Genomic DNA, 18,703 nt, shown 5'->3' on the forward strand with positions numbered 1-18,703 from the left:
AGTATGCCGCGAGGTTCGCCTACAGTGGTGCGTATGACCGACCGCCGCCTCGCGATCGAAGCCTGGGAGAGCCTGTTCCGTGCCCAGCACGAGGTGTTCGACGTGATCAGCTGCGACTTCGACGACACCGGACTCTCGCAAGCGGAATACGACGTGCTGCTGACCGTCACGCGCGCCGAGGACATGACCGCGCGCCTGCGCGACGTGACGGCGAACATGCTGATCAGCCAGCCGAGCGTGTCGCGCCTGGTCGACAAGATGGCCGCGCGCGGACTCGTCTCCAAGTGGCCCGATCCCGAGGACGGGCGCGGGTCCCTCGTGCGCGCGACCGCCGAAGGTGCCGCCGCGTTCCGCAAGGTTGCCTCACTGCACGGCAAATCGATCGCGGAGCGCATGTCGCTGCTGGACGATCACGAACTCCAGCAGCTGCGCGACCTCACCGCGAAGCTGCGGGAGAAGAAGCCCCACTGACGGCGCGTTCGGCACACCGCGCCGTCACGGCGTACGTCGCCGCAGCGTCGCCGATGCGACGATGAGCGATCCCACCGCGAAGGCCGTCACGATCAGCAGCGGCCGGTAGAGGTCCCATCCCTCGTCCCCCGCCGTGACCGCGTTGACCGCGTCGATCGCGTAGCTCAGCGGCAGCCAGTCGGAGATCGCGGACAGAACCTCCGGCATCTGATCCCGCGGCATGAACAACCCGCCGAGGAGGATCTGAGGAAAGACGATCAGCGGCATGAACTGCACGGCCTGGAACTCGGTGCGGGCGAAGGCGCTGGCGAGCAGGCCCAGCGCGGACCCCAGAATCGCGTCGACGACCGCGACGAGCCCCAGCTGCCAGACCGGTCCGTCGACCTCGAGCCCGCACACGAGAACCGCGAAGGTCACCGTGAGAACAGCCTGCAGCGTGGCCATCAGCCCGAAGGCCAGGGCGTACCCGATGATGAAGTCCGCTTTGCCGAGCGGCGTCGTCATGAGCCGCTCGAGCGTGCCGGACCGCCGCTCGCGCAGTGTCGTGATCGATGTGATCAGGAACATCACGATGAACGGGAACAGTGCCAGGATGCCGCCGCCGAACTGGTTGAACACCCCTTCCTGGTCGCTGAACAGCCACGCGAACAGGCCGACGAGCAGGCTCGGCGCGATCAGCATCAGCGCGATCGACCGCGGGTCATGGCTGAGCTGCCGGAGCACGCGGCCGGCGGTCGAGAACGTCCGCGCCACGGTCACCGGCCGCCACCCCCCGCCGCACGCCGTTGCCTGCGGCTGAGGCCCGGTTCGCCCACCGTGCCGTCGCGCTGCTGCGCGTGCACGTTCGCCGCCGCTTCCTCACGGGGGTGCGCGGCGGCATCGCGTTCGACGAGGGCGAGGAACGCGGCATCCGGATCATCCGCACCGGTCTCGGCGCGGAGACCGTCCGGGGTCGTGTCAGCGATGATGCGGCCCGCGCGCATCAGCAGGAGGCGGTCGCAGCGCAGGGCCTCGTCCATCACGTGGCTGCTCACGATGAGCGTGGAGCCGGCGTCGGCAAGTCTGCGGAAGACCGCCCACAACTCGGCACGCAGCAGCGGATCAAGCCCGACGGTCGGCTCGTCCAGCACGATGAGTTCGGGCGCGCCGAGCATCGCGACCGCGAGCGAGACGCGACTCTCCTGTCCGCCGCTGAGCGAGGCGACGGTCTGATGGCCGTACGCAGCCAAGCCCACCTCAGAGAGCACCCGATCCACGTCGCGGCGCGGCGCACCGATGAGGCGCGCGAAGTAGACGAGGTTCTGGCGGATCGTCAGGTCGTCGTAGACCGACGCGGCCTGCGTGTCGTAGGCGACGCGCAGCCGTTGGGACGCGGTTCCGGCCGGACTCCCCAGCACCGAGACGGTGCCGGCCTCGATTCTCTGCACCCCCACGATCGAGCGCATGAGCGTGGTCTTGCCGCAGCCGGACGGTCCGAGAAGCCCGGTGATCTGACCGCGCGGGATGTCCAGTTCGAGACCGTCGAACACCATGTTCTTCCCGCGCCGAACCCGCAGTCCGCGCACCTGGACGGCCGTCGCGACGGACGCCGTCGAGCTCGAACCACGCGCATCGTTCATCACGCAATGAATGGTTCGCCCGCCACACGCACGCGTCAAGCCCCCCGCGCGCAGCCCGCCGACTGTCCTGCGACACGACCCCGCAGTACGGCGCCCCTCACCAGCGGTTGTGGACCTCCTCGGCCCACCCGAGGATGCCGTCGAAGGCGATCGTGTCGCCCTCGGCGGTCGTGAACGCGCCACCCCAGTGCCCGAAGAACTGGTCGGTACGCGACGCGACGATGCCCAGGTTCGTACGGGTGACCTTGTCGTAGAACGGCGCGAAGGATGCGGTCAGCCCGCCGCCCTGGACGCGCCACGGCCGCCGGTGATCCGCGAGGTCGTAGTCCCAGCGCAGGTCTTCGTGGATCTTGTGCAAGCGCCCGTCGACGAGCATCGCGTTCTCGGTGACACCGGTGCCATCCGTCCACCTGCCGCCGACCTGGATGCCGATCACGCGGCCGTCGGTCCGGCCCGATCCGGCGCCCCAGTTCCACCGGATGTCATACGGCCAGCGCCCCCGACCGTGATCGAGCACCGCCCAGGACGCCCCGGCGGGGATCGGATGCGTGACGCCCTCGATCGTGACGCTCCCGGATGCGGGCCGGGCCACGTCCTTCACGGTGTACTGGAACCACCGCTCGCTCCACGGCACCACGACTGCGAGCCGCTCATGACCGGGCGGAAGATCGGCGAGGACGTCGAACGAGGCATCGTCGATCCTCGCTCGCAGCCGCGTCCCCGTCTGCGCAGGCATACTGCCGGGGCTCAGAACCGGGTCGATGTCGATCACTAGGCCCTTCGCCCGCGCGTGCGCCGGGCTCACCTCCAGCGATGCGGGCAGCTGCACGCCCCGCGGAGGGATGACCGTGGCCGACTTGCTCCACGTCCTCTCGGTGGCGCGGTCGAAGATCCAGACCTCGTGCACGGCGGCGTAGTCGATCGACGAGACGGTCAGCGCGAGGATGTGCGTCGGCGTGGTGACGTTCCAGTACTCCCACCGCTTGTTGCGTCCGTGCCCGCGCCCGATGCCCGCCGTGTCGATGATCGGCTGCCTGGCCCAGCCGACGGCGGCGGGGTTGAGGCGGCCCGCTCGCGTCAGCGAGACCGACTCGGTCAGTTCACGGGCAGTCATCCGTCGATCCTCGGAGCGATCCCGTTACCGGAAGTCGATGATCGCCAGATTGAGCGGGAGCTGGTTGGTCCGCGCCTGCGCCTTCGGCAGCGCACCCGCCAGGAACGTGCCGCTGAGGTAGTCGTCCGCATCGGCGATCGACTGCGGCGAGACCTGCCCGTCGTAGTCGAAGCTCGTCAGCTCGTAGGGCAGCGAGTCCGCGTTCAGCAGGCTCGGTCCGTCCATCAGCTGGAAGTGCAGGTGCGAGGCGTTGGCGTTGCCGGTGTTGCCGAGGTGCCCGAGCACCTGGCCCGCCGTCACCGTGTCGCCGGGTTTGACCGTGATCGAGCCGGAGATCATGTGCGCATACATCGCGTAGACGCCGTCGCCGAGGTCGAGCACGACGTGGTTGCCGTCGACGTTCTCGACGGTCAGCTTCGCGGCCAGCGCCGGGTCGTGGGCCGGCAGGACGCCGGGCGCGTTCGCGGCCATGCCGTCCAGGACCGAGACCACCGTGCCGTCGGCGACCGCGAGGATGTCGGCGCCGTAGTCGATGTAGCTCTCGTTGCGGGTCTTGTCCCCCGCATAGAACTCGCCTTCGTCGTCGGTGCGCTTCCAGTCGATCGCGAAGCGCTGGCTGTTGTTCAGCTTTCCGTTGACCGACATCAGGGAGCTGCGGTGCGGGAATCCGGGTTCGCAGCATCCGTTCAGCGCGATCCAGTTGTCTCCGCGCACGGGCGGCGCGATGACCGGCACGGTCCGCGTCGAGAAGGCCAGCGGGGTCGTCAGATACTCGATGGGTCCGGGCGCACCGAATGCCGGCGATACCGCACCCGTCCCGGCGATGCGGTGCAGCAGCGCGTCCGGCATCTGGTCCAGCGAGTCGACGGCGAAGTCGATGAAGACGGCGCGGCTCTCCTGCGGGGGAACGGTGGCGGTGTCGAGATAGCCCGCAGGCAGGTTCCGGAGCCTGTTGCAGTCGCCGAAGGTGCAGGTCGGGTCGATCAGCGCCGTGCCGGAGAAGCTCGCGACGATCCTCGTCGGGTCCGCAGCGTCCACGACATCGATCGCGTCGAGGCTCGCGGGCACCTGCGTGGCGTTGGTCAGCTGCAGGTCGTAGGCGACGTGATACCTGCCGTCGGTGCCGCGGAACGGCAGCGGCGGGTTCCCGATCGGGGTGAGGGTGAGCGGGGTGAAAGAGTCGGGCACGCGCGCGCCCGGCGCAGACGCGGTGGTCGCCGCGGTCGCGCATCCCGCCGCGAGGAGTGCGACGGCAGCGACCAGGGAGACGAAAAGGGCGGGTACACGGCGAGATGTCACGCAAGAGCTCCGAATCTGAAGTTTCCTAAGAAGCTATCAGCCCTCCCGCATGGCATATTCCATACCGTTATGCCACATCCATGGTGCTCGGCGGTGTATGAACGGTGCGGAATGCAATCGGCTGCCGCCGGCGGATCAGCACTCGATGACGTTCACGGCGAGCCCGCCCTCGCTGGTCTCCTTGTACTTGTGCGACATGTCGATGCCGGTCTGTCGCATGGTCTCGACGACGGCGTCCAGCGAGACGTAGTGACTCCCGTCGCCGCGCAGCGCGAGCCGTGCTGCCGTGACGGCCGTGGACGCGGCGATCGCATTGCGTTCGATGCACGGGATCTGCACGAGCCCGCCCACGGGGTCGCACGTGAGGCCCAGATGGTGCTCCATCGCGATCTCGGCGGCGTTCTCGATCTGCCGGTTCGTTCCGCCCATCACGGCGGTCAGGCCACCGGCGGCCATGGCGCACGCCGAGCCCACCTCGGCCTGGCACCCGCCCTCGGCACCCGAGATCGACGCGTTCGCCTTGAACAGCGAGCCGAGAGCGGTCGCGGTGAGCAGGAACCGACGGATGCCGCGTCGCCGGTTCGCGTCGGCGATGAGCTCTTCGTCGATGACGTCGGGCACGATTGGTCCGAGCTGCTGCCGCCCGGCGAATCCCATCAAGGCGCTGCCGACCAGCTCGCCATACGGAGTGACCGCGTTGCCGGCGCCGAGGCCCGAGTCCGCCAGGAAGCGCCACCAGTACATCGCGACGGCGGGAAGGATGCCGGCCGCACCGTTCGTCGGCGCGGTGACGACGCGGCCGCCGGCGGCGTTCTCCTCGTTGACCGCGAGCGCGAAGGCGCCGAGCCACTCCCCCGGCAGCTCGCGCCGGCCGTCGTGCTCGGCCTCCTCGAGCTGCGCGCGAATCGCCGACGCGCGCCGCTTCACCTTGAGCATGCCCGGCAGCACACCGTCGTGATACAGCCCCGCTTCCACGCAGGCCGCCATCGCGTCCCAGATCGCGTCCAGTCCGGCGGCGATCTCCTCGTCGCTGCGCAGCGCCTCCTCATTCATGCGGGCGGCCTCGGCGATCGTGATTCCACGCTCGTCGCAGAGCTGGAGCAGCGCCTCGGCGCTGTCGAACGCGAGCGGGAAGGCGCTGGTGGCAACACGCGGCGGCTCGCCCTCGCGGCGGATGAAGCCGCCGCCGATCGAGTAATAGGTCTCACGGAGCACGAGGCCCTCGTCGCTCTCCTGCACGCGTGCCGCGACGGCAGCGGTTCCGGTGGTCCGGATGCCGGCTGCCGCCCGCTGCGCCCCGTCATCGATCTCGCGCGGCCGAGCGCTCGTCCAGGCCTCCAGCGTCAGCGCGTTCGGATGTCCGGGCAGCCGGGTCCGAGGAGCGAAGACGACGTCGGCTTTCTCGAAGGGGACCGGGTGCGTGCCGTCCAGCGCGAGCTGCCGACCGGCCGGCCATTGCGTCCACGCCGCGCGCACAGCATCCGGATCGACGCTCTCGGGCGACAGCCCCTGGAGCCCGCCCACGATGGCATCCGGCGTGCCGTGTCCGATGCCGGTCGCACCCAGGGATCCGTACAGGGTGCACGTCACGCGCGCCACGGAGTCCAGGAGCCCGGCCCTGCGCAGGAGCACGGCGAAATCACGCGCGGCCCGCATCGGGCCGACCGTGTGGGAGCTCGAGGGTCCGATGCCGATGGAGAACAGCTCGAACGCGGAGACGTAGGCGCTCACGCGCTCCAGGCTAACCTGGTCCGCACGCGGGACGGCGAACGCCCCGGGCCTGAGTGGTCCGGGGCGTTCGCGTCAGGCGGCGCAGTGACTACTGCTCGACCGGCTGCGGCGCGTCCGAGCCCTCGTGGGCCTGAATCACCGGCGACGAGCTGTCACTGGAGACCTCGATCTTGCGGGGCTTCGCCTTCTCGCTCACCGGAATCGTGACGTTGAGCACGCCGTTGCTGTATGTCGCGGCGATGTTCCCGGTGTCGACACCCTGCCCGAGGTTCAGCTGGCGCAGAAAGCTCGCCGCTTCGCGCTCGCGTGTGATCCACTTGACGCCCTCGCCCCCGGCGAGCGTGCGCTCGGCGCGGATCGTCAGCAGCTGACCATCGACGTCGATGTCCACCGATCCCGGGTCGATGCCGGGCAGGTCAGCGGTGAGCACGTAGTGGTCCCCGTCGCGGTACAGATCCATCGGCATGCGGCGTGGCCCGCGGCGCGTGTCGAACAGAGTCGACGCGAAGCGGTCGAGTTCACGGAAGGGGTCGTAAGCGGCCATGATTCGTCTCCTTGTCGTTTCGTCCGGATGACTGTCCGGTGCATGTGCATCTGAGAGTTGAGTCGTGTCGGCTCAACTACGTCCAGATTAGCACTGTGCCCCTTCGAGTGCCAATACTCTGACGACGTCAAGAATGCGGATGCCGTGGCGGCGGGTAGCGACAGGCGGCGGGGTCCGATGACAGTGACCGCGCGGATCTCAGGGTTTCTGGAAGGCGACCAGACCCACCGTGTTGCCCTCGGAATCCTTGATGAAGGCCTGCCACTCGTCGTGACCTGCCGGCCCGAGCGTCTCGTCATGGTGCGAGAAGATGACGTGGGGCGGCGAGACGAGATCGGCCAGTCCGTCGAGCTTGTCGAGCGTGTCGTGCACGTTCTCCACGTGGAGGTACAGCAGGGATGTCGGTGCATTCCGATCCAGCAGCAGCCGAACGCCGTCGAGGTCGAAGAAGACCAGCCCCGGATCGAAGCGCGCGAGCGGCGGCGCATCGAGAAGCACGGTGTAGAACTCTGTCGCACGGTCGAGATCATCCGCGTGAACGGCCACCTGAACGAGTCTCATCACGACCTCCCGTGGGAATGCACGGCCCAGTCTGCCAGCCCTCGCTTCGCTTGGCGACGGGCGTCGTCAGCCGGCGTGAGCCGGCTGCGGCTCGTCCTCGGGCAGCGGCAGCAGTTCGGACGCGGGTTCGCGGATCATGGTCACCGCGAGAACGGCGGCCACCAGCATCCCGATCGCCGCGGCGATGAACGTCGCCGAGTACGCGCCGGCCAGCGCCGTGGGCTCGGCCGCGGTGTGACTGCCGAGCGCGACGACGTAGACGGCGGTGAAGATCGAAAGACCGATGGAGCCGCCGATCTGCATCGCCGAGTTGGCCACGGCCGAGGCGGCACCGGCGTCGTCGGGGGCGACCCCGCTCAGCGCGACGTTCTGCAGCGGCACGAAGACCAGGGCCATCCCGGCACCCATCACGATCAGCGCGGGCAGCACCTGAACGACGTAACTGCCCGTGACGGTGATGAAGCTGAGGTACCACAGGCTCCCCGCCACGATCAGGGGGCCGACGGTCATGAGAGGGCGCGGACCGATGCGAGGCAGCAGCCGAACGGCCAACGGTGCCACCACCATGGTCGCAACGGGCAGCGGCAGGCTCGCCAGACCTGCCTGCAGCGCCGACATCTGCATCACGATCTGCAGGTGGAAGGTCAGATAGAGAGTGGACCCGATCATCACGCTCCCGGCGATCGCCTGGATCAGGAACGCGCCACCGCGCATCCGGTTGGTGACGATCCGGAGCGGAAGCAGCGGCTGGGCGGTGCGGGTCTCGATCCACACGAACAGCACCAGCAGCGCGACTCCCCCCGCAAGGAACGTGATCGTGAGCGGGCTGCCCCACCCGGTCTCGGCCAGGCTGAATCCGTAGACGAGGGACCCGAGTCCGAGGGTCACGGTGACCGCCCCGAGGATGTCGTAGCGGTTGTCGCCGTCGGCCCTGCTCTCTGCGAGCACGGCGAACGCGCCGACCAGGCCGACGGCGACGAAGACCACGTTGACCAGCAGGCACCATCTCCAGTCCAGGAACTCGGTCAGCACGCCGCCGAGGACGAGGCCGACCGACGCCCCGGCTCCCGCGACCGTGCCGAAAACGGCGAACGCGATGTTGCGGTCCTTGCCGGTCGGGAAAGTCACGGTCAGCAGGGCGAGAGCGGCGGGAGCGAGCAGCGCGGCGAACGCGCCCTGCAGTCCCCGGGCGACGATGAGGTCGACCCCGGTCTGGGCGAAGCCACCGTAGGCGGATGCCAGTGCGAAGCCGACCATCCCCACGATGAACGTGCGCTTGCGTCCCCAGTAGTCGGCGACCCGGCCGCCGAGGAGCAGCAGCGCGCCGAACGCCAGCGCGTACGCGGTGATGACCCACTGACGCTGGCTGTCGGTGAGGCCGAGGCTTTCCTGCGCCTGCGGGAGGGCGATGTTGACGATCGTGCCGTCGAGGACGACGACGAGCTGGGTCAGGGAGACAACGGCGAGGACCCACCATCTGCGGTGGGAGGGCAGGGGCGTAGACATGGAGAAACCTCCGAATCGTTTGACGGATGCCGGAGGTTTCTAGCCCCGGATCGGGTCTCACGAGGAGGCTCGACCGCCTCGGCCTACATGGCCGAGCAGACGTCCAATCTAATGCACGAGGGTCGCCTGCAGCTTCGCGAGCCGCAGCCAGGTCTCCACGACGGTGTCCGGGTTCAGCGACATGGACTCGATTCCCTGCCCGACGAGCCAGTCGGCCAGGTCGGGGTGGTCGCTGGGTCCTTGGCCGCAGATCCCGACGTACTTGCCCGCGCGCCGGCATGCCTCGATCGCCATCGACAGCATCTTCAGAACGGCGGGGTCGCGTTCGTCGAAGGTTGCCGCGACCAGGCCCGAGTCGCGGTCCAGGCCGAGGGTGAGCTGAGTCATGTCGTTGGAGCCGATCGAGAACCCGTCGAAGTACTCCAGGAACTCGTCGGCGAGGACGGCGTTGGCGGGCAGCTCGCACATCATGATGACGCGCAGCCCGTTCTCGCCGCGACGCAGGCCGTTCTGCGCGAGCAGCTCGATGACGGCCTGGGCCTCTCCGACCGTGCGCACGAATGGCACCATGATCTCGACGTTGGTCAGGCCCATCTCGTCGCGCACGAACTTCAGAGCCTCGCACTCCATGTCGAAGCACTCGCGGAAATCGGACGAGATGTACCGGGATGCGCCGCGGTAGCCGAGCATCGGGTTCTCTTCGTGCGGCTCGTACAGCTCGCCCCCGATCAGGTTCGCGTACTCGTTGGACTTGAAGTCCGACAGGCGCACGATCACGGGCTCCGGTGCGAAGGCAGCGGCGATCATCGACACGCCCTCTGCGACACGCTGCACGAAGTAGTCGCGCGGGGTCGGGTACGCCGCGATGCGGTCCGCGATCTCGGCACGCAGCGCGGGCTCCAGGGTGTCGTAGTCCAGGAGAGCACGGGGGTGGATGCCGATCTGGCGGTTGATGAGGAATTCGAGCCGAGCGAGCCCTACGCCCTTGTTCGGCAGCTTCGAGAACGCGAACGCCTGGTCCGGTGTGCCCACGTTGAGCATGATCTTCGTGGGGCTCTCCGGCATCTCGTCCAGGCGGGTCACGACCTCCTCGAATCCCAGGATGCCTTCGTACACGAAGCCGTTGTCGCCGTCCGCACACGAGACGGTGACGTCTCGTCCGTCCTGCAGCACGAGGGTCGCATCGCCGGTGCCGACGACGGCAGGGATGCCGAGCTCACGCGCGATGATCGCCGCGTGACAGGTGCGGCCGCCGCGATTGGTCACGATCGCCGAGGCCAGCTTCATGATCGGCTCCCAGTCGGGGTCGGTCATGTCCGCGACCAGGACATCGCCGGCCGCGAACTGATCCATCTGTGCCAGCGAGGTCATCACACGAACCGATCCGGCGCCGATCTTCTGACCGATGGCCCGGCCGACCGTGATCACCGTGCCCGGCCGGCCCAGGACGAACCGGCGGGTCACGTTGCCGTCCGTACGCGAGACGACGGTCTCGGGGCGCGCCTGCAGGATGTAGAGCTTGCCGTCGATCCCGTCCTTGCCCCACTCGATGTCCATCGGGCGTCCGTAGTGCTCCTCGATCGTCAGCGCCTGCCGACCGAGTTCTTCGACCTCGGCATCCGTGATGCTGAACTGCGCGCGCTGGGGCCGCGGAACATCCGTGAAAACGGTGCTGCCGCCGATATGGGTCCCTTCGGCGTAGACCATCTTCAACGCCTTCTCGCCCAGCGATCGCTTCAGGATCGCAGGGCGGCCCTCACGGAGGGCGGGCTTGTACGCGTAGAACTCATCGGGGTTCACTGCTCCCTGCACGACCGCCTCGCCCAGTCCGTAGGAGCTGGTGATGAACACCGCCCGATCGAACCCGGATTCCGTGTCGACGGTGAACAGCACGCCCGAGGCGCCGACATCCGAGCGCACCATCCTCTGGATCCCCGCCGAGAGCGCGACGTCGTGATGCTCGAACCCGTGGTGCACGCGGTACGCGATCGCCCGGTCGTTGTACAGCGAAGCGAACACGCTGCGGATCGCGGCCAGCACGTTGTCGATCCCGCTGATGTTCAGGAACGTCTCCTGCTGGCCGGCGAACGACGCGTCCGGCAGATCCTCCGCCGTCGCGCTCGAACGCACCGCCCAGGAGACGGTCTCGGGCTGCGGGTCGGCCGCCACGAGGGACGCGTACGCGGTGCGGATGTCGGCATCCAGCTGCGCCGGCAGTGGCTGCTGTTCGATCCACTCGCGCACGTTCGCCCCGACGCGGGCCAGTTCGGCGACATCGGCCACGTCGAGCTCCTCGACGACGGTCTTGATGCGCTCGTAGAGGCCGTCGGCGGCGAGGAAGTCCCGGTAGGCGTCCGCGGTCGTCGCGAAGCCTCCGGGCACGCTGACGCCGAGATGCGACAGATTCGACACCATCTCGCCCAGCGAGGCGTTCTTGCCGCCGACCTGGTGAACGTCGGCCATGCCCATCTCCGTGAACCAGAGGATGTTCGTCATGGGGTCTCCTGAATTTTCGTGCATGAGGCGGGGCGGATGGTCAGCTGCGCAGCCGCATCGACTGCATGATGACGGCGGACATCTCCTCGACGGACTTGGTCGAGGAGTTGAGGAACGGCACGCGATTGCGCCGGTACAGGTCTTCGGCGCGGCGAAGCTCGAGCGTGCACTGGGCGAGGCTGGAGTACGTCGAGCTGGGTCGCCGCTCGTGCCGCACCTGACTGAGCCGCAGGGGTGTCGTGGTCAGCCCGAAGCACTTGTCGACGTAGCGGGCCACCGCGGACGGCAGACCGTCCGCGGGGAAGTCGTCGTCGGTGAGGGGATAGTTCGCCACAAGCAGCCCGTACTGCAGGGCCAGGTACATCGTCGTCGGGGTCTTGCCGCAGCGGGAAGGCGCGATGATGATCACATCCGCCATGTCCAGCGCGCGCATGCTCTGCCCGTCGTCGTGCTCGATGGCGTACTCCACCGCGCGCATCCGCGCGAAGTAGCGTTCCAGATCGCCGACACCGTGGAACTGTCCGAGCTGCTCGGACGCGGTGCTGCCCAGCGCTGCCTCCAGCTCGCGCAGATGGCCGCCCAGCAGGTCGATGACCACGGCACCGGAGAGCGCGAGCTCCTGCATGATCAGATCCGACTTGACGGTCGCGAACACGATGGGTGCGGCGCCACCATCGGCCGCGCGCTGAATGTCGGCGACGACGTCGCGTGCGCCGCCGGCGGTGTCGACGAAGGGGATCGTGTGGCGGCGGAACGTCACGCCCGGGAAGTTCGCCAGCAGCGCGCTGCCGAGGGTCTCCGCGGTGATGCCCGTGCTGTCCGAGACGAAGTAGGCGGCGCGGGCGGCGGCGCGCACGCCGGTCGTCGCTGACGCGCTGGTCGGTGGGTTCGCCACGCTTCGCTCCTCCGCGCGCGCCGGACCTGTCACCGGCTCGCTCTTCGAACATATGCAGATCTGACGGTTCCTCGATGCAGGAGGCGCCGAAAGAATCAGCGAACTTTCTCGCAAGTTAACCGGTTGGCCCTCCGACCGGGCGGCCAGGTCTCGGCGCGCGCCCGCCCGATACGATGGCGCGCGAGTGCCGGGGCTCTGATCCCGGGCCTGTGCGATCGAGGAGAACATGAACCGACCGCTCGACATCGTCGTGGGAGTCACCGGCGGCATCGCCGCGTACAAGGCCGTGCAGGTCGTGCGTGACCTGGTGCTGGCCGGTCACACGGTGCGGGTGATCGCCACGGACGCCGCACTGCGATTCGTCGGGGCGCCCACCTGGGAGGCGATCAGCAGGCAGCCGCTGAACACCTCGATCTTCGATGACGTCGCTGCGGTCCGCCACGTCGCCCTCGGCCAGCAGGCGGATGTCGTGGTGATCGCGCCCGCGACGGCGAACACGATCGCCAAGCTCGCCGCCGGGATCGCCGATGACCTGCTGGGCACGACCGTGCTCGCCAGCCGGGCGCCTCTTGTGATCGCCCCGGCGATGCACACCGAGATGTGGCAGCACCCCGCCACGGTCGCGAACGTCGAGACGCTCCGCGCCCGCGGCGTCGTGATCGTCGGCCCCGGTTCGGGGCGGCTGACGGGACCGGATGTCGGCGTGGGTCGGATGAGCGACCCCGATGAGATCGTCGCGGCCGTCCTCCGAGCGGCCGGCGCCGGCACCATGACCGCAGCGCCGTCGAGCGGAGCGGTCGCGCGCAACGACCTCGCCGGCCGACGGGTGGTGGTCACCGCGGGCGGCACGCGCGAGCCGATCGATCCGGTCCGGTACCTCGCAAATCGTTCTAGCGGCAAACAGGGGGTCGCGTTCGCGCTCGCCGCGGCCGCGCGCGGCGCGGATGTCACCGTCATCGCCGCTCATCTCGACCATGATCCGGCGTCCGCGCTCGCTGCCGCGGGGCTGGAGACCATCGACGTCGTCACCGCGGCCGATCTGGCTCGCGCGGTCGCACGCACGGCGGGCGCGGCATCCGTCGTCGTGATGGCCGCGGCGGTCGCGGACTTCACTCCGGCCGAGGTCTCCGACCGCAAGATCAAGAAGTCCGAGCGCGGCGAGCGCATGGAGCTGGTCCTCACCCGAACCACGGACGTGCTCGGCGAGCTCGTCGGGTCCCCGGTCGCCGGCCGCATCGTGGTCGGCTTCGCCGCCGAGACCGCGGCGAACCGCGACGAGCTGGTGGCTCTGGCCCGGGACAAGATCGCCCGCAAGCCCGCCGACCTGCTCGTGGCCAATCCCGTCGGCGGCGGACGAGGGTTCGGGGCGGACGAGAACGAGGCCGTCGTGCTCGCGGCATCCGGTGAGATCGTCGCGGAGATCTCCGGCAGCAAGCGGGCCGTTGCGGATGCCGTCCTGGACCGCGTGGTCGCACTGCTGGACGCCGGCTGATCCGCGCGGCCACGGGCGCCGACGCGCGCCTACGATCTTCCTAGCCACCTCACCAGTCGGGAGCCTGCCATCTGCACCGTCATCGTCCGCGTCCCCGCGTCCCCGAGCCTGCCCACCCGCGTGCTCGCGATCCGCGACGAGGATCCCGAGCGCCCGTGGAGTCCGCTCGGCCGCTGGTGGCCCGAATCCCACGGCGGCGTCGTCGGGGTTCGCGACATCCGCGCGGGCGGCGCCTGGCTGGCCGCGGATTCCCCGGCAGGGCGGCTGGCCGTGCTGCTCAACCGGGCCGACGTGTCGACTCTGCCGGAGTCGCAGATCGTCACACGCGGAGGCCTGGCGCTGGACTCCGTCGCGGGGAGGACTCCCGTGCACCCCCGCACCCACGGGTTCAACCTGGTCGAGGTGGAGGGATCCCGTACGAGCGTCGTGTCCTGGGACGGCGAGCGACTGTCCCGCGTGAAGCTGACACCCGGGACGCACATGGTCGCCCACGACGATGTCGATGACCCGTCGACGCCGCGCATCGAGCGGTGGCTCGAGGAGTTCGCCGCCGCCGAGCTGCCCGACACCGGCAGCTGGTGGACGCCGTGGATCGATCTGCTGGAGCGCTCCGCGGCGCTGGCGAGCACCGACGACGAGGCGATCATCCGCGACAATCGGCCGCACGGGTATCCGACGCAATCGCTGCTCGTGTGCGTCGCGTCCGTGACGACGGACGCTGTCGAGGTGCACTACCGCGCGCTCCGCGAGCCCGGTCACTGGGACGGGGGGCTGGACGGCAGCTTCTGATCCCTCCCCGGATCAACCGTCATCGTTCGCTCAGGTCTCGTTCACCCGGCAGGTCACGATCGGTCACCCTGTCTTCGTAGGTTCCTCTCACCCGAACTTTCCGCTGCGCTGTCGCGCGCGTGGAAAGACCCAGCGAGAGGAACACCACATGGCCCACCTTCAGCGCCCCGCACGTGTCACCGCGGCAGGCATCGCCCTGCTTACCGGTGCCGCGATCATCCTGTCCGGCTGCGCCGGCCCGGCAGCCACCGCCGGGTCCGCAGCCGACGCCGCGTCGGCGGCGAGCCTCAGCGACTTCGGCACCTTCGAGGACCTCGAGGCGGCCGCAAGAGCGGAGGGCGGACTCAATGTCATCGCCCTCCCGCGCGACTGGGCCAACTACGGCGAGATCCTGGACCTGTTCGCCGAGCGGTATCCCGAGATCACGATCGACGAACAGTCCCCGGATGTCTCCAGCGCCGAGGAGATCCAGGCCGCCGAGACGAACCAGGGGCTGGACACCGCACCCGATGTGTTCGACCTCGGGCTCACCGTCGCCCTGCAGAGCACGGACGCGTTCGCTCCGTATCGGGTCCAGACGTGGGATGAGATCCCCGACGCCCTGAAAGAGCCGACCGGTCTGTTCGTCGGTGACTACGGCGGGTACATGTCGATCGGATACGACTCGTCCACGTTCGACGCTCCGACCTCGCTCGATGACCTGCTGGACCAGGACTACAAGTCCTCCGTGGCCATCAACGGAGACCCGACCCAGGCGGGTGCCGCCTTCGCCGCGGTGGGCCTGGCGACGATCCAGAACGATGGCACGCTCGATGACTTCCAGCCCGGAATCGACTTCTTCGCGGAGCTCAACGCGGCCGGCAACATGCTCAAGGTCGATGTGACCAGCGCGACGGTCGCCAGCGGCGAGACTCCGGTCGTCTTCGACTGGGACTACCTCAACGCCGCTCACGCCGCGGACAACCCCGACTGGAAGGTCGTCGTGCTTCCCGGAACGGGATACGCCGGTTACTACAACCAGGCGATCAACAAGGATGCGCCCCACCCGGCGGCCGCGCGACTGTGGCAGGAGTTCCTCTTCAGCGACGAGGTGCAGAACCTGTGGCTGAAGGGCGGCGCACGGCCCGCACGGATGGCGGCCATGATCGAGGCCGGCACGATCGATCGGGCCCTCGCCGACGCTCTGCCCGAGGTGCCCGCCGACACCGTGGTGCCGACCGAGGCGCAGAGCGCCGCCGCCGGTGAGCTGCTCGGCACGGAATGGGCCTCGGCGATCCAGTGACCGCGTCGGACCTCATCGCGGGGCCGGATCTTGCTCGCAAGACACGTCCCGCCATGCCGGAGCCCCGTGCCTTCGGGCGCGAGACTCCAGCACGGCGGGGTGCGGTGGGGCGCGGCTGGGCATGGCTCGGTCTGATCCCCTTCGCCGCGTATGTCGTGATGTTCCTGGCGCTGCCGACCGTGCTGGCGGTCGGATCGGGGCTGTTCGCCGAGGACGGCTCGTTCACGCTGGCGAACGTTGCGGCGCTGGGCGACCCGGTCATCCTCACGACCTTCTGGAACTCCACCTGGGTATCGATGCTGACCGCGCTGGTCGGCGCGGGCGTCGGCGCTCTGGTCTGCTACGCGCTCCTCGGCCTCGCCGAGACGGGCGCCGTGAGAACGACGGTGGATGCCGCGGCCGGCGTTCTCGCGCAGTTCGGCGGCGTCATGCTCGCCTTCGCGTTCATCGCGACGATCGGCCTGCAGGGGCTGGCCACGACGTTCCTGATGGATCGGTTCGGGATCGACATCTTCGCGAGCGGCCCGTGGATCTATGAACTGCCCGGCCTGGTCCTCCCCTACATCTACTTCCAGGTGCCGCTCATGGTGATCACCTTCATGCCCGCCCTCTCCGCCCTCAAGCCCCAGTGGGCGGAGGCGAATCTCACACTCGGCGGCACGGCATCCGGATTCTGGCGCCACATCGGCCTTCCGGTGCTGGCGCCCTCGTTTCTCGCGAGCCTGCTGCTCCTGTTCGCCAACGCGTTCTCGTCGTACGCGACGGCGGCTGCCCTCGCCAGCCAGGGATCGCAGATCGTGCCGCTTCAGATCCGCACGGCATTGACCAGCGAGACGCTGCTCGGACGCGAGAACCTGGCCGGCGCGCTCGCACTCGGCATGATCGTCGTCGTGGCGGTCGTGATGGGGGCGTACTCGCTCATCCAGCGGCGCGCATCGCGGTGGCAGGCATGAGAGGTCTTGCGCCCCGGGCGTCGGTCCGCTGGATCATCGGCCTGACCGTCGGGATGCTGTTCGCCCTGCCGCTGGTCTCGACCCTGCTGTTCACGCTTCAGAGCGAGGACGGGTATTCGCTCGCACACTGGGCCGGCCTGTTCGATCCGGCGAAGGCCGCCGTGTACGCCCCGATCTGGACCGGATTGGGCAACTCCCTGATCCTGTCCGTCGTCACGGTGCTGATCGTCCTGTTCCTCCTCACCCCGACGATGCTGCTGGTCGCGCTGCGCTTCCCCGGTCTGCGACGGGCGTTCGAGTTCCTCGTACTGCTGCCGATCACCATCCCGGCCATCGTCCTGGTCGTAGGGCTCGCGCCGATCTACCAGCAGATCGGACGCACCCTGGGCACCGGCGCGTGGACGCTCGCGTTCGCCTACGGGATCACGGTGCTGCCCTTCGCCTACCGCTCGATCCAGGCATCCATCGACGCCGTCCACGTGCGCACGCTGTCCGAGGCCGCGCGCTCCCTCGGGGCGGGGTGGGTCACCGTCGTGTGGCGCGTCCTCGCCCCGAATCTGCGACCCGGCCTGCTCGCGGCATCCCTCATCTCGGTCGCGGTCGTCCTGGGCGAGTTCACCATCGCCTCGCTCCTGAACCGGCAGGTGCTGCAGACCGGACTGGTCGTCGTGAACAAGATCGACGCCTACGCCTCCGCGATGTTCACCCTGATGGCCCTCGCGTTCGCGCTTGTGCTGCTGCTCATCATCGGGCGCGCCGGACGCGCCCACCCCGGAAGGAATGCCTCATGACCCTCGCCCGCAGCCTGCCGCGCACGTCGGACAATCTCCTGCTCGCGGCCGCGGGCGAAGGCACCCGCGCCCAATTGCGCGGCGTGGTCAAGGAGTACGGCGCCCATCGTGTTCTCCACGGCGTCGACCTGGACGTCGCGCCCGGCGAGTTCGTATGCCTGCTCGGCCCATCGGGATGCGGGAAGACGACCGCGCTGCGGGTGCTCGCCGGGCTCGAGCACGCCACCGAGGGGGCCGTCTACCTCGGTGGGCAGGACGTCTCGCGGGTTCCGACGAACAAGCGGGACATCGGCATGGTCTTCCAGTCGTACTCGCTCTTTCCCCACCTGCGCGTCCTGGACAACACCGCGTTCGGGCTCCGTCGCCGCGGTGTGCGGCCCGGCGAAGCGCGGCGTCGCGCCGGCGACGCCCTCGACCTCGTCGGCCTCGGGCACCTGGCCGACCGCTACGCCCACCAGCTCTCCGGCGGTCAGCAGCAGCGCGTGGCCCTGGCGCGCGCGTTGGTGACCGAGCCGCGGGTGCTCCTGCTGGACGAGCCCCTCTCGGCGCTGGACGCCAAGGTGCGCGTCCAGCTGCGCGACGAGATCCGTCGCATCCAGCTGCGTCTGGGGACCACGACGGTGTTCGTGACGCACGACCAGGAGGAGGCGCTGGCGGTGTCGGATCGGATCGCGGTGATGAACGCCGGGCGCATCGCTCAGGTCGGCACCCCCGAGGACCTCTACCTGCGTCCCGCGACCGCGGAGGTTGCCGCGTTCATCGGCCTGTCCAGCCTCGTTCCCGGCCTTCTCGCCTCCGGTGTCGCGACGGTCTGGGGCCAGGCACTTCCGGTTCCGTCTCCCGTCGGCGACGGACCGGTGGATGTGTTCCTCCGGCCGGAGAATCTCCGCTTCGTCGCGGCGGCAGACCCCGGCATCGGAGCCGTCGTCCACGAGAGCACCTTCCTGGGCAGCTTCCGTCGCACCGTCGTCCGCACCGACGACGGCCATCTCGTTCGACTGCAGCACGCGGCATCCGAACGCCTCGAATACGGCGACATCGTTCGGATCGCCGTCACGCCGGCACCGGTCGTCGTCCGTGCTCGGATCGTGGAGGACGACGAGGACGACCTGGAGCCCGACGGGGTGTGAACGCCGCGCTCCGCTCCGCGCAGGACGAGT

Annotated in this window: 17 protein-coding genes; 7 read left to right on the forward strand and 10 right to left on the reverse strand. The window is 69.1% G+C overall.

Going from position 1 to position 18,703, the window contains the following annotated elements; genetic code table 11:
* Window positions 1-33 precede the first annotated feature (33 nt).
* Window positions 34-471, forward strand: coding sequence for a MarR family winged helix-turn-helix transcriptional regulator (locus ABD655_RS15420; RefSeq protein WP_344715280.1), 438 nt, complete (start codon window positions 34-36; stop codon window positions 469-471).
* 24 nt (window positions 472-495) lie between these two features.
* Here the strand turns inward: ABD655_RS15420 and ABD655_RS15425 are convergent, their stop codons facing one another.
* From ABD655_RS15425 to ABD655_RS15470, 10 genes are all read right to left on the reverse strand, one after another.
* The gene (locus ABD655_RS15425) at window positions 496-1,230 is read right to left on the reverse strand and encodes an ABC transporter permease (protein WP_344715281.1); all 735 of its coding nucleotides are present in this window, start codon (window positions 1,228-1,230) and stop codon (window positions 496-498) included.
* A complete protein-coding gene (locus tag ABD655_RS15430; protein WP_344715283.1) occupies window positions 1,227-2,090 on the reverse strand; it encodes an ABC transporter ATP-binding protein in 864 nt (287 codons plus the stop codon). The genes ABD655_RS15425 and ABD655_RS15430 overlap by 4 nt, the downstream gene beginning before the upstream one ends.
* Window positions 2,091-2,187: 97 nt before the next feature.
* Window positions 2,188-3,204, reverse strand: a complete 1,017-nt coding sequence (locus tag ABD655_RS15435) for a DUF2804 domain-containing protein (protein WP_344715286.1) — start codon at window positions 3,202-3,204, stop codon at window positions 2,188-2,190.
* A 24-nt stretch (window positions 3,205-3,228) separates the two neighbouring features.
* The gene (locus ABD655_RS15440) at window positions 3,229-4,503 is read right to left on the reverse strand and encodes a M23 family metallopeptidase (RefSeq protein WP_344715287.1); all 1,275 of its coding nucleotides are present in this window, start codon (window positions 4,501-4,503) and stop codon (window positions 3,229-3,231) included.
* Between the two features lie 135 nt (window positions 4,504-4,638).
* Window positions 4,639-6,234, reverse strand: coding sequence for an L-serine ammonia-lyase, iron-sulfur-dependent, subunit alpha (locus tag ABD655_RS15445; RefSeq protein WP_344715289.1), 1,596 nt, complete (start codon window positions 6,232-6,234; stop codon window positions 4,639-4,641).
* An 88-nt stretch (window positions 6,235-6,322) separates the two neighbouring features.
* Window positions 6,323-6,778 carry an Hsp20/alpha crystallin family protein gene (locus tag ABD655_RS15450; RefSeq protein WP_344715291.1) on the reverse strand — a complete coding sequence of 152 codons (456 nt, stop codon included), beginning with the start codon at window positions 6,776-6,778 and terminating at the stop codon, window positions 6,323-6,325.
* A gap of 198 nt (window positions 6,779-6,976) precedes the next feature.
* Window positions 6,977-7,339, reverse strand: coding sequence for a VOC family protein (locus ABD655_RS15455; RefSeq protein WP_344715292.1), 363 nt, complete (start codon window positions 7,337-7,339; stop codon window positions 6,977-6,979).
* Window positions 7,340-7,405: 66 nt separating this feature from the next.
* A complete protein-coding gene (locus ABD655_RS15460) occupies window positions 7,406-8,845 on the reverse strand; it encodes an MFS transporter (RefSeq protein ID WP_344715294.1) in 1,440 nt (479 codons plus the stop codon).
* 108 nt (window positions 8,846-8,953) lie between these two features.
* Window positions 8,954-11,341 carry a phosphoenolpyruvate synthase gene (gene ppsA, locus ABD655_RS15465; RefSeq protein WP_344715296.1) on the reverse strand — a complete coding sequence of 796 codons (2,388 nt, stop codon included), beginning with the start codon at window positions 11,339-11,341 and terminating at the stop codon, window positions 8,954-8,956.
* 40 nt (window positions 11,342-11,381) lie between these two features.
* Window positions 11,382-12,236, reverse strand: coding sequence for a pyruvate, water dikinase regulatory protein (locus ABD655_RS15470; RefSeq protein WP_344715298.1), 855 nt, complete (start codon window positions 12,234-12,236; stop codon window positions 11,382-11,384).
* A gap of 226 nt (window positions 12,237-12,462) precedes the next feature.
* Between ABD655_RS15470 and coaBC the strand changes: the two genes are divergently transcribed.
* The 6 genes from coaBC to ABD655_RS15500 all read left to right on the forward strand — a co-directional run bounded on the left by coaBC (window position 12,463) and on the right by ABD655_RS15500 (window position 18,673).
* A complete protein-coding gene (coaBC, locus tag ABD655_RS15475) occupies window positions 12,463-13,728 on the forward strand; it encodes a bifunctional phosphopantothenoylcysteine decarboxylase/phosphopantothenate--cysteine ligase CoaBC (protein WP_344715300.1) in 1,266 nt (421 codons plus the stop codon).
* An 81-nt stretch (window positions 13,729-13,809) separates the two neighbouring features.
* Window positions 13,810-14,517 carry an NRDE family protein gene (locus ABD655_RS15480; protein ID WP_344715888.1) on the forward strand — a complete coding sequence of 236 codons (708 nt, stop codon included), beginning with the start codon at window positions 13,810-13,812 and terminating at the stop codon, window positions 14,515-14,517.
* Between the two features lie 148 nt (window positions 14,518-14,665).
* The gene (locus ABD655_RS15485) at window positions 14,666-15,799 is read left to right on the forward strand and encodes an ABC transporter substrate-binding protein (protein WP_344715301.1); all 1,134 of its coding nucleotides are present in this window, start codon (window positions 14,666-14,668) and stop codon (window positions 15,797-15,799) included.
* A gap of 53 nt (window positions 15,800-15,852) precedes the next feature.
* Window positions 15,853-16,752, forward strand: a complete 900-nt coding sequence (locus ABD655_RS15490; RefSeq protein ID WP_344715302.1) for an ABC transporter permease — start codon at window positions 15,853-15,855, stop codon at window positions 16,750-16,752.
* Window positions 16,749-17,543, forward strand: coding sequence for an ABC transporter permease (locus tag ABD655_RS15495; protein ID WP_344715303.1), 795 nt, complete (start codon window positions 16,749-16,751; stop codon window positions 17,541-17,543). Before ABD655_RS15490 ends, ABD655_RS15495 begins: the two co-directional genes overlap by 4 nt.
* Window positions 17,540-18,673, forward strand: coding sequence for an ABC transporter ATP-binding protein (locus ABD655_RS15500; protein WP_344715304.1), 1,134 nt, complete (start codon window positions 17,540-17,542; stop codon window positions 18,671-18,673). The genes ABD655_RS15495 and ABD655_RS15500 overlap by 4 nt, the downstream gene beginning before the upstream one ends.
* Window positions 18,674-18,703: the final 30 nt, after the last annotated feature.

The sequence above is a fragment of the Microbacterium terregens genome (genome assembly GCF_039534975.1).
In the GTDB taxonomy this organism is placed as follows: domain Bacteria; phylum Actinomycetota; class Actinomycetes; order Actinomycetales; family Microbacteriaceae; genus Microbacterium; species Microbacterium terregens.

Coding starts and splice junctions, on each gene's coding strand:
- ABD655_RS15420 (WP_344715280.1), top strand. CDS start 34: ATGACCGACCGCCGCCTCGCGATCGAAGCCTGGGAGAGCCTGTTCCGT.
- ABD655_RS15430 (WP_344715283.1), bottom strand. CDS start 2,090: ATGAACGATGCGCGTGGTTCGAGCTCGACGGCGTCCGTCGCGACGGCC.
- ABD655_RS15435 (WP_344715286.1), bottom strand. CDS start 3,204: ATGACTGCCCGTGAACTGACCGAGTCGGTCTCGCTGACGCGAGCGGGC.
- ABD655_RS15450 (WP_344715291.1), bottom strand. CDS start 6,778: ATGGCCGCTTACGACCCCTTCCGTGAACTCGACCGCTTCGCGTCGACT.
- ABD655_RS15455 (WP_344715292.1), bottom strand. CDS start 7,339: ATGAGACTCGTTCAGGTGGCCGTTCACGCGGATGATCTCGACCGTGCG.
- ABD655_RS15460 (WP_344715294.1), bottom strand. CDS start 8,845: ATGTCTACGCCCCTGCCCTCCCACCGCAGATGGTGGGTCCTCGCCGTT.
- ppsA (WP_344715296.1), bottom strand. CDS start 11,341: ATGACGAACATCCTCTGGTTCACGGAGATGGGCATGGCCGACGTTCAC.
- coaBC (WP_344715300.1), top strand. CDS start 12,463: ATGAACCGACCGCTCGACATCGTCGTGGGAGTCACCGGCGGCATCGCC.
- ABD655_RS15485 (WP_344715301.1), top strand. CDS start 14,666: ATGGCCCACCTTCAGCGCCCCGCACGTGTCACCGCGGCAGGCATCGCC.
- ABD655_RS15490 (WP_344715302.1), top strand. CDS start 15,853: ATGCCGGAGCCCCGTGCCTTCGGGCGCGAGACTCCAGCACGGCGGGGT.
- ABD655_RS15495 (WP_344715303.1), top strand. CDS start 16,749: ATGAGAGGTCTTGCGCCCCGGGCGTCGGTCCGCTGGATCATCGGCCTG.
- ABD655_RS15500 (WP_344715304.1), top strand. CDS start 17,540: ATGACCCTCGCCCGCAGCCTGCCGCGCACGTCGGACAATCTCCTGCTC.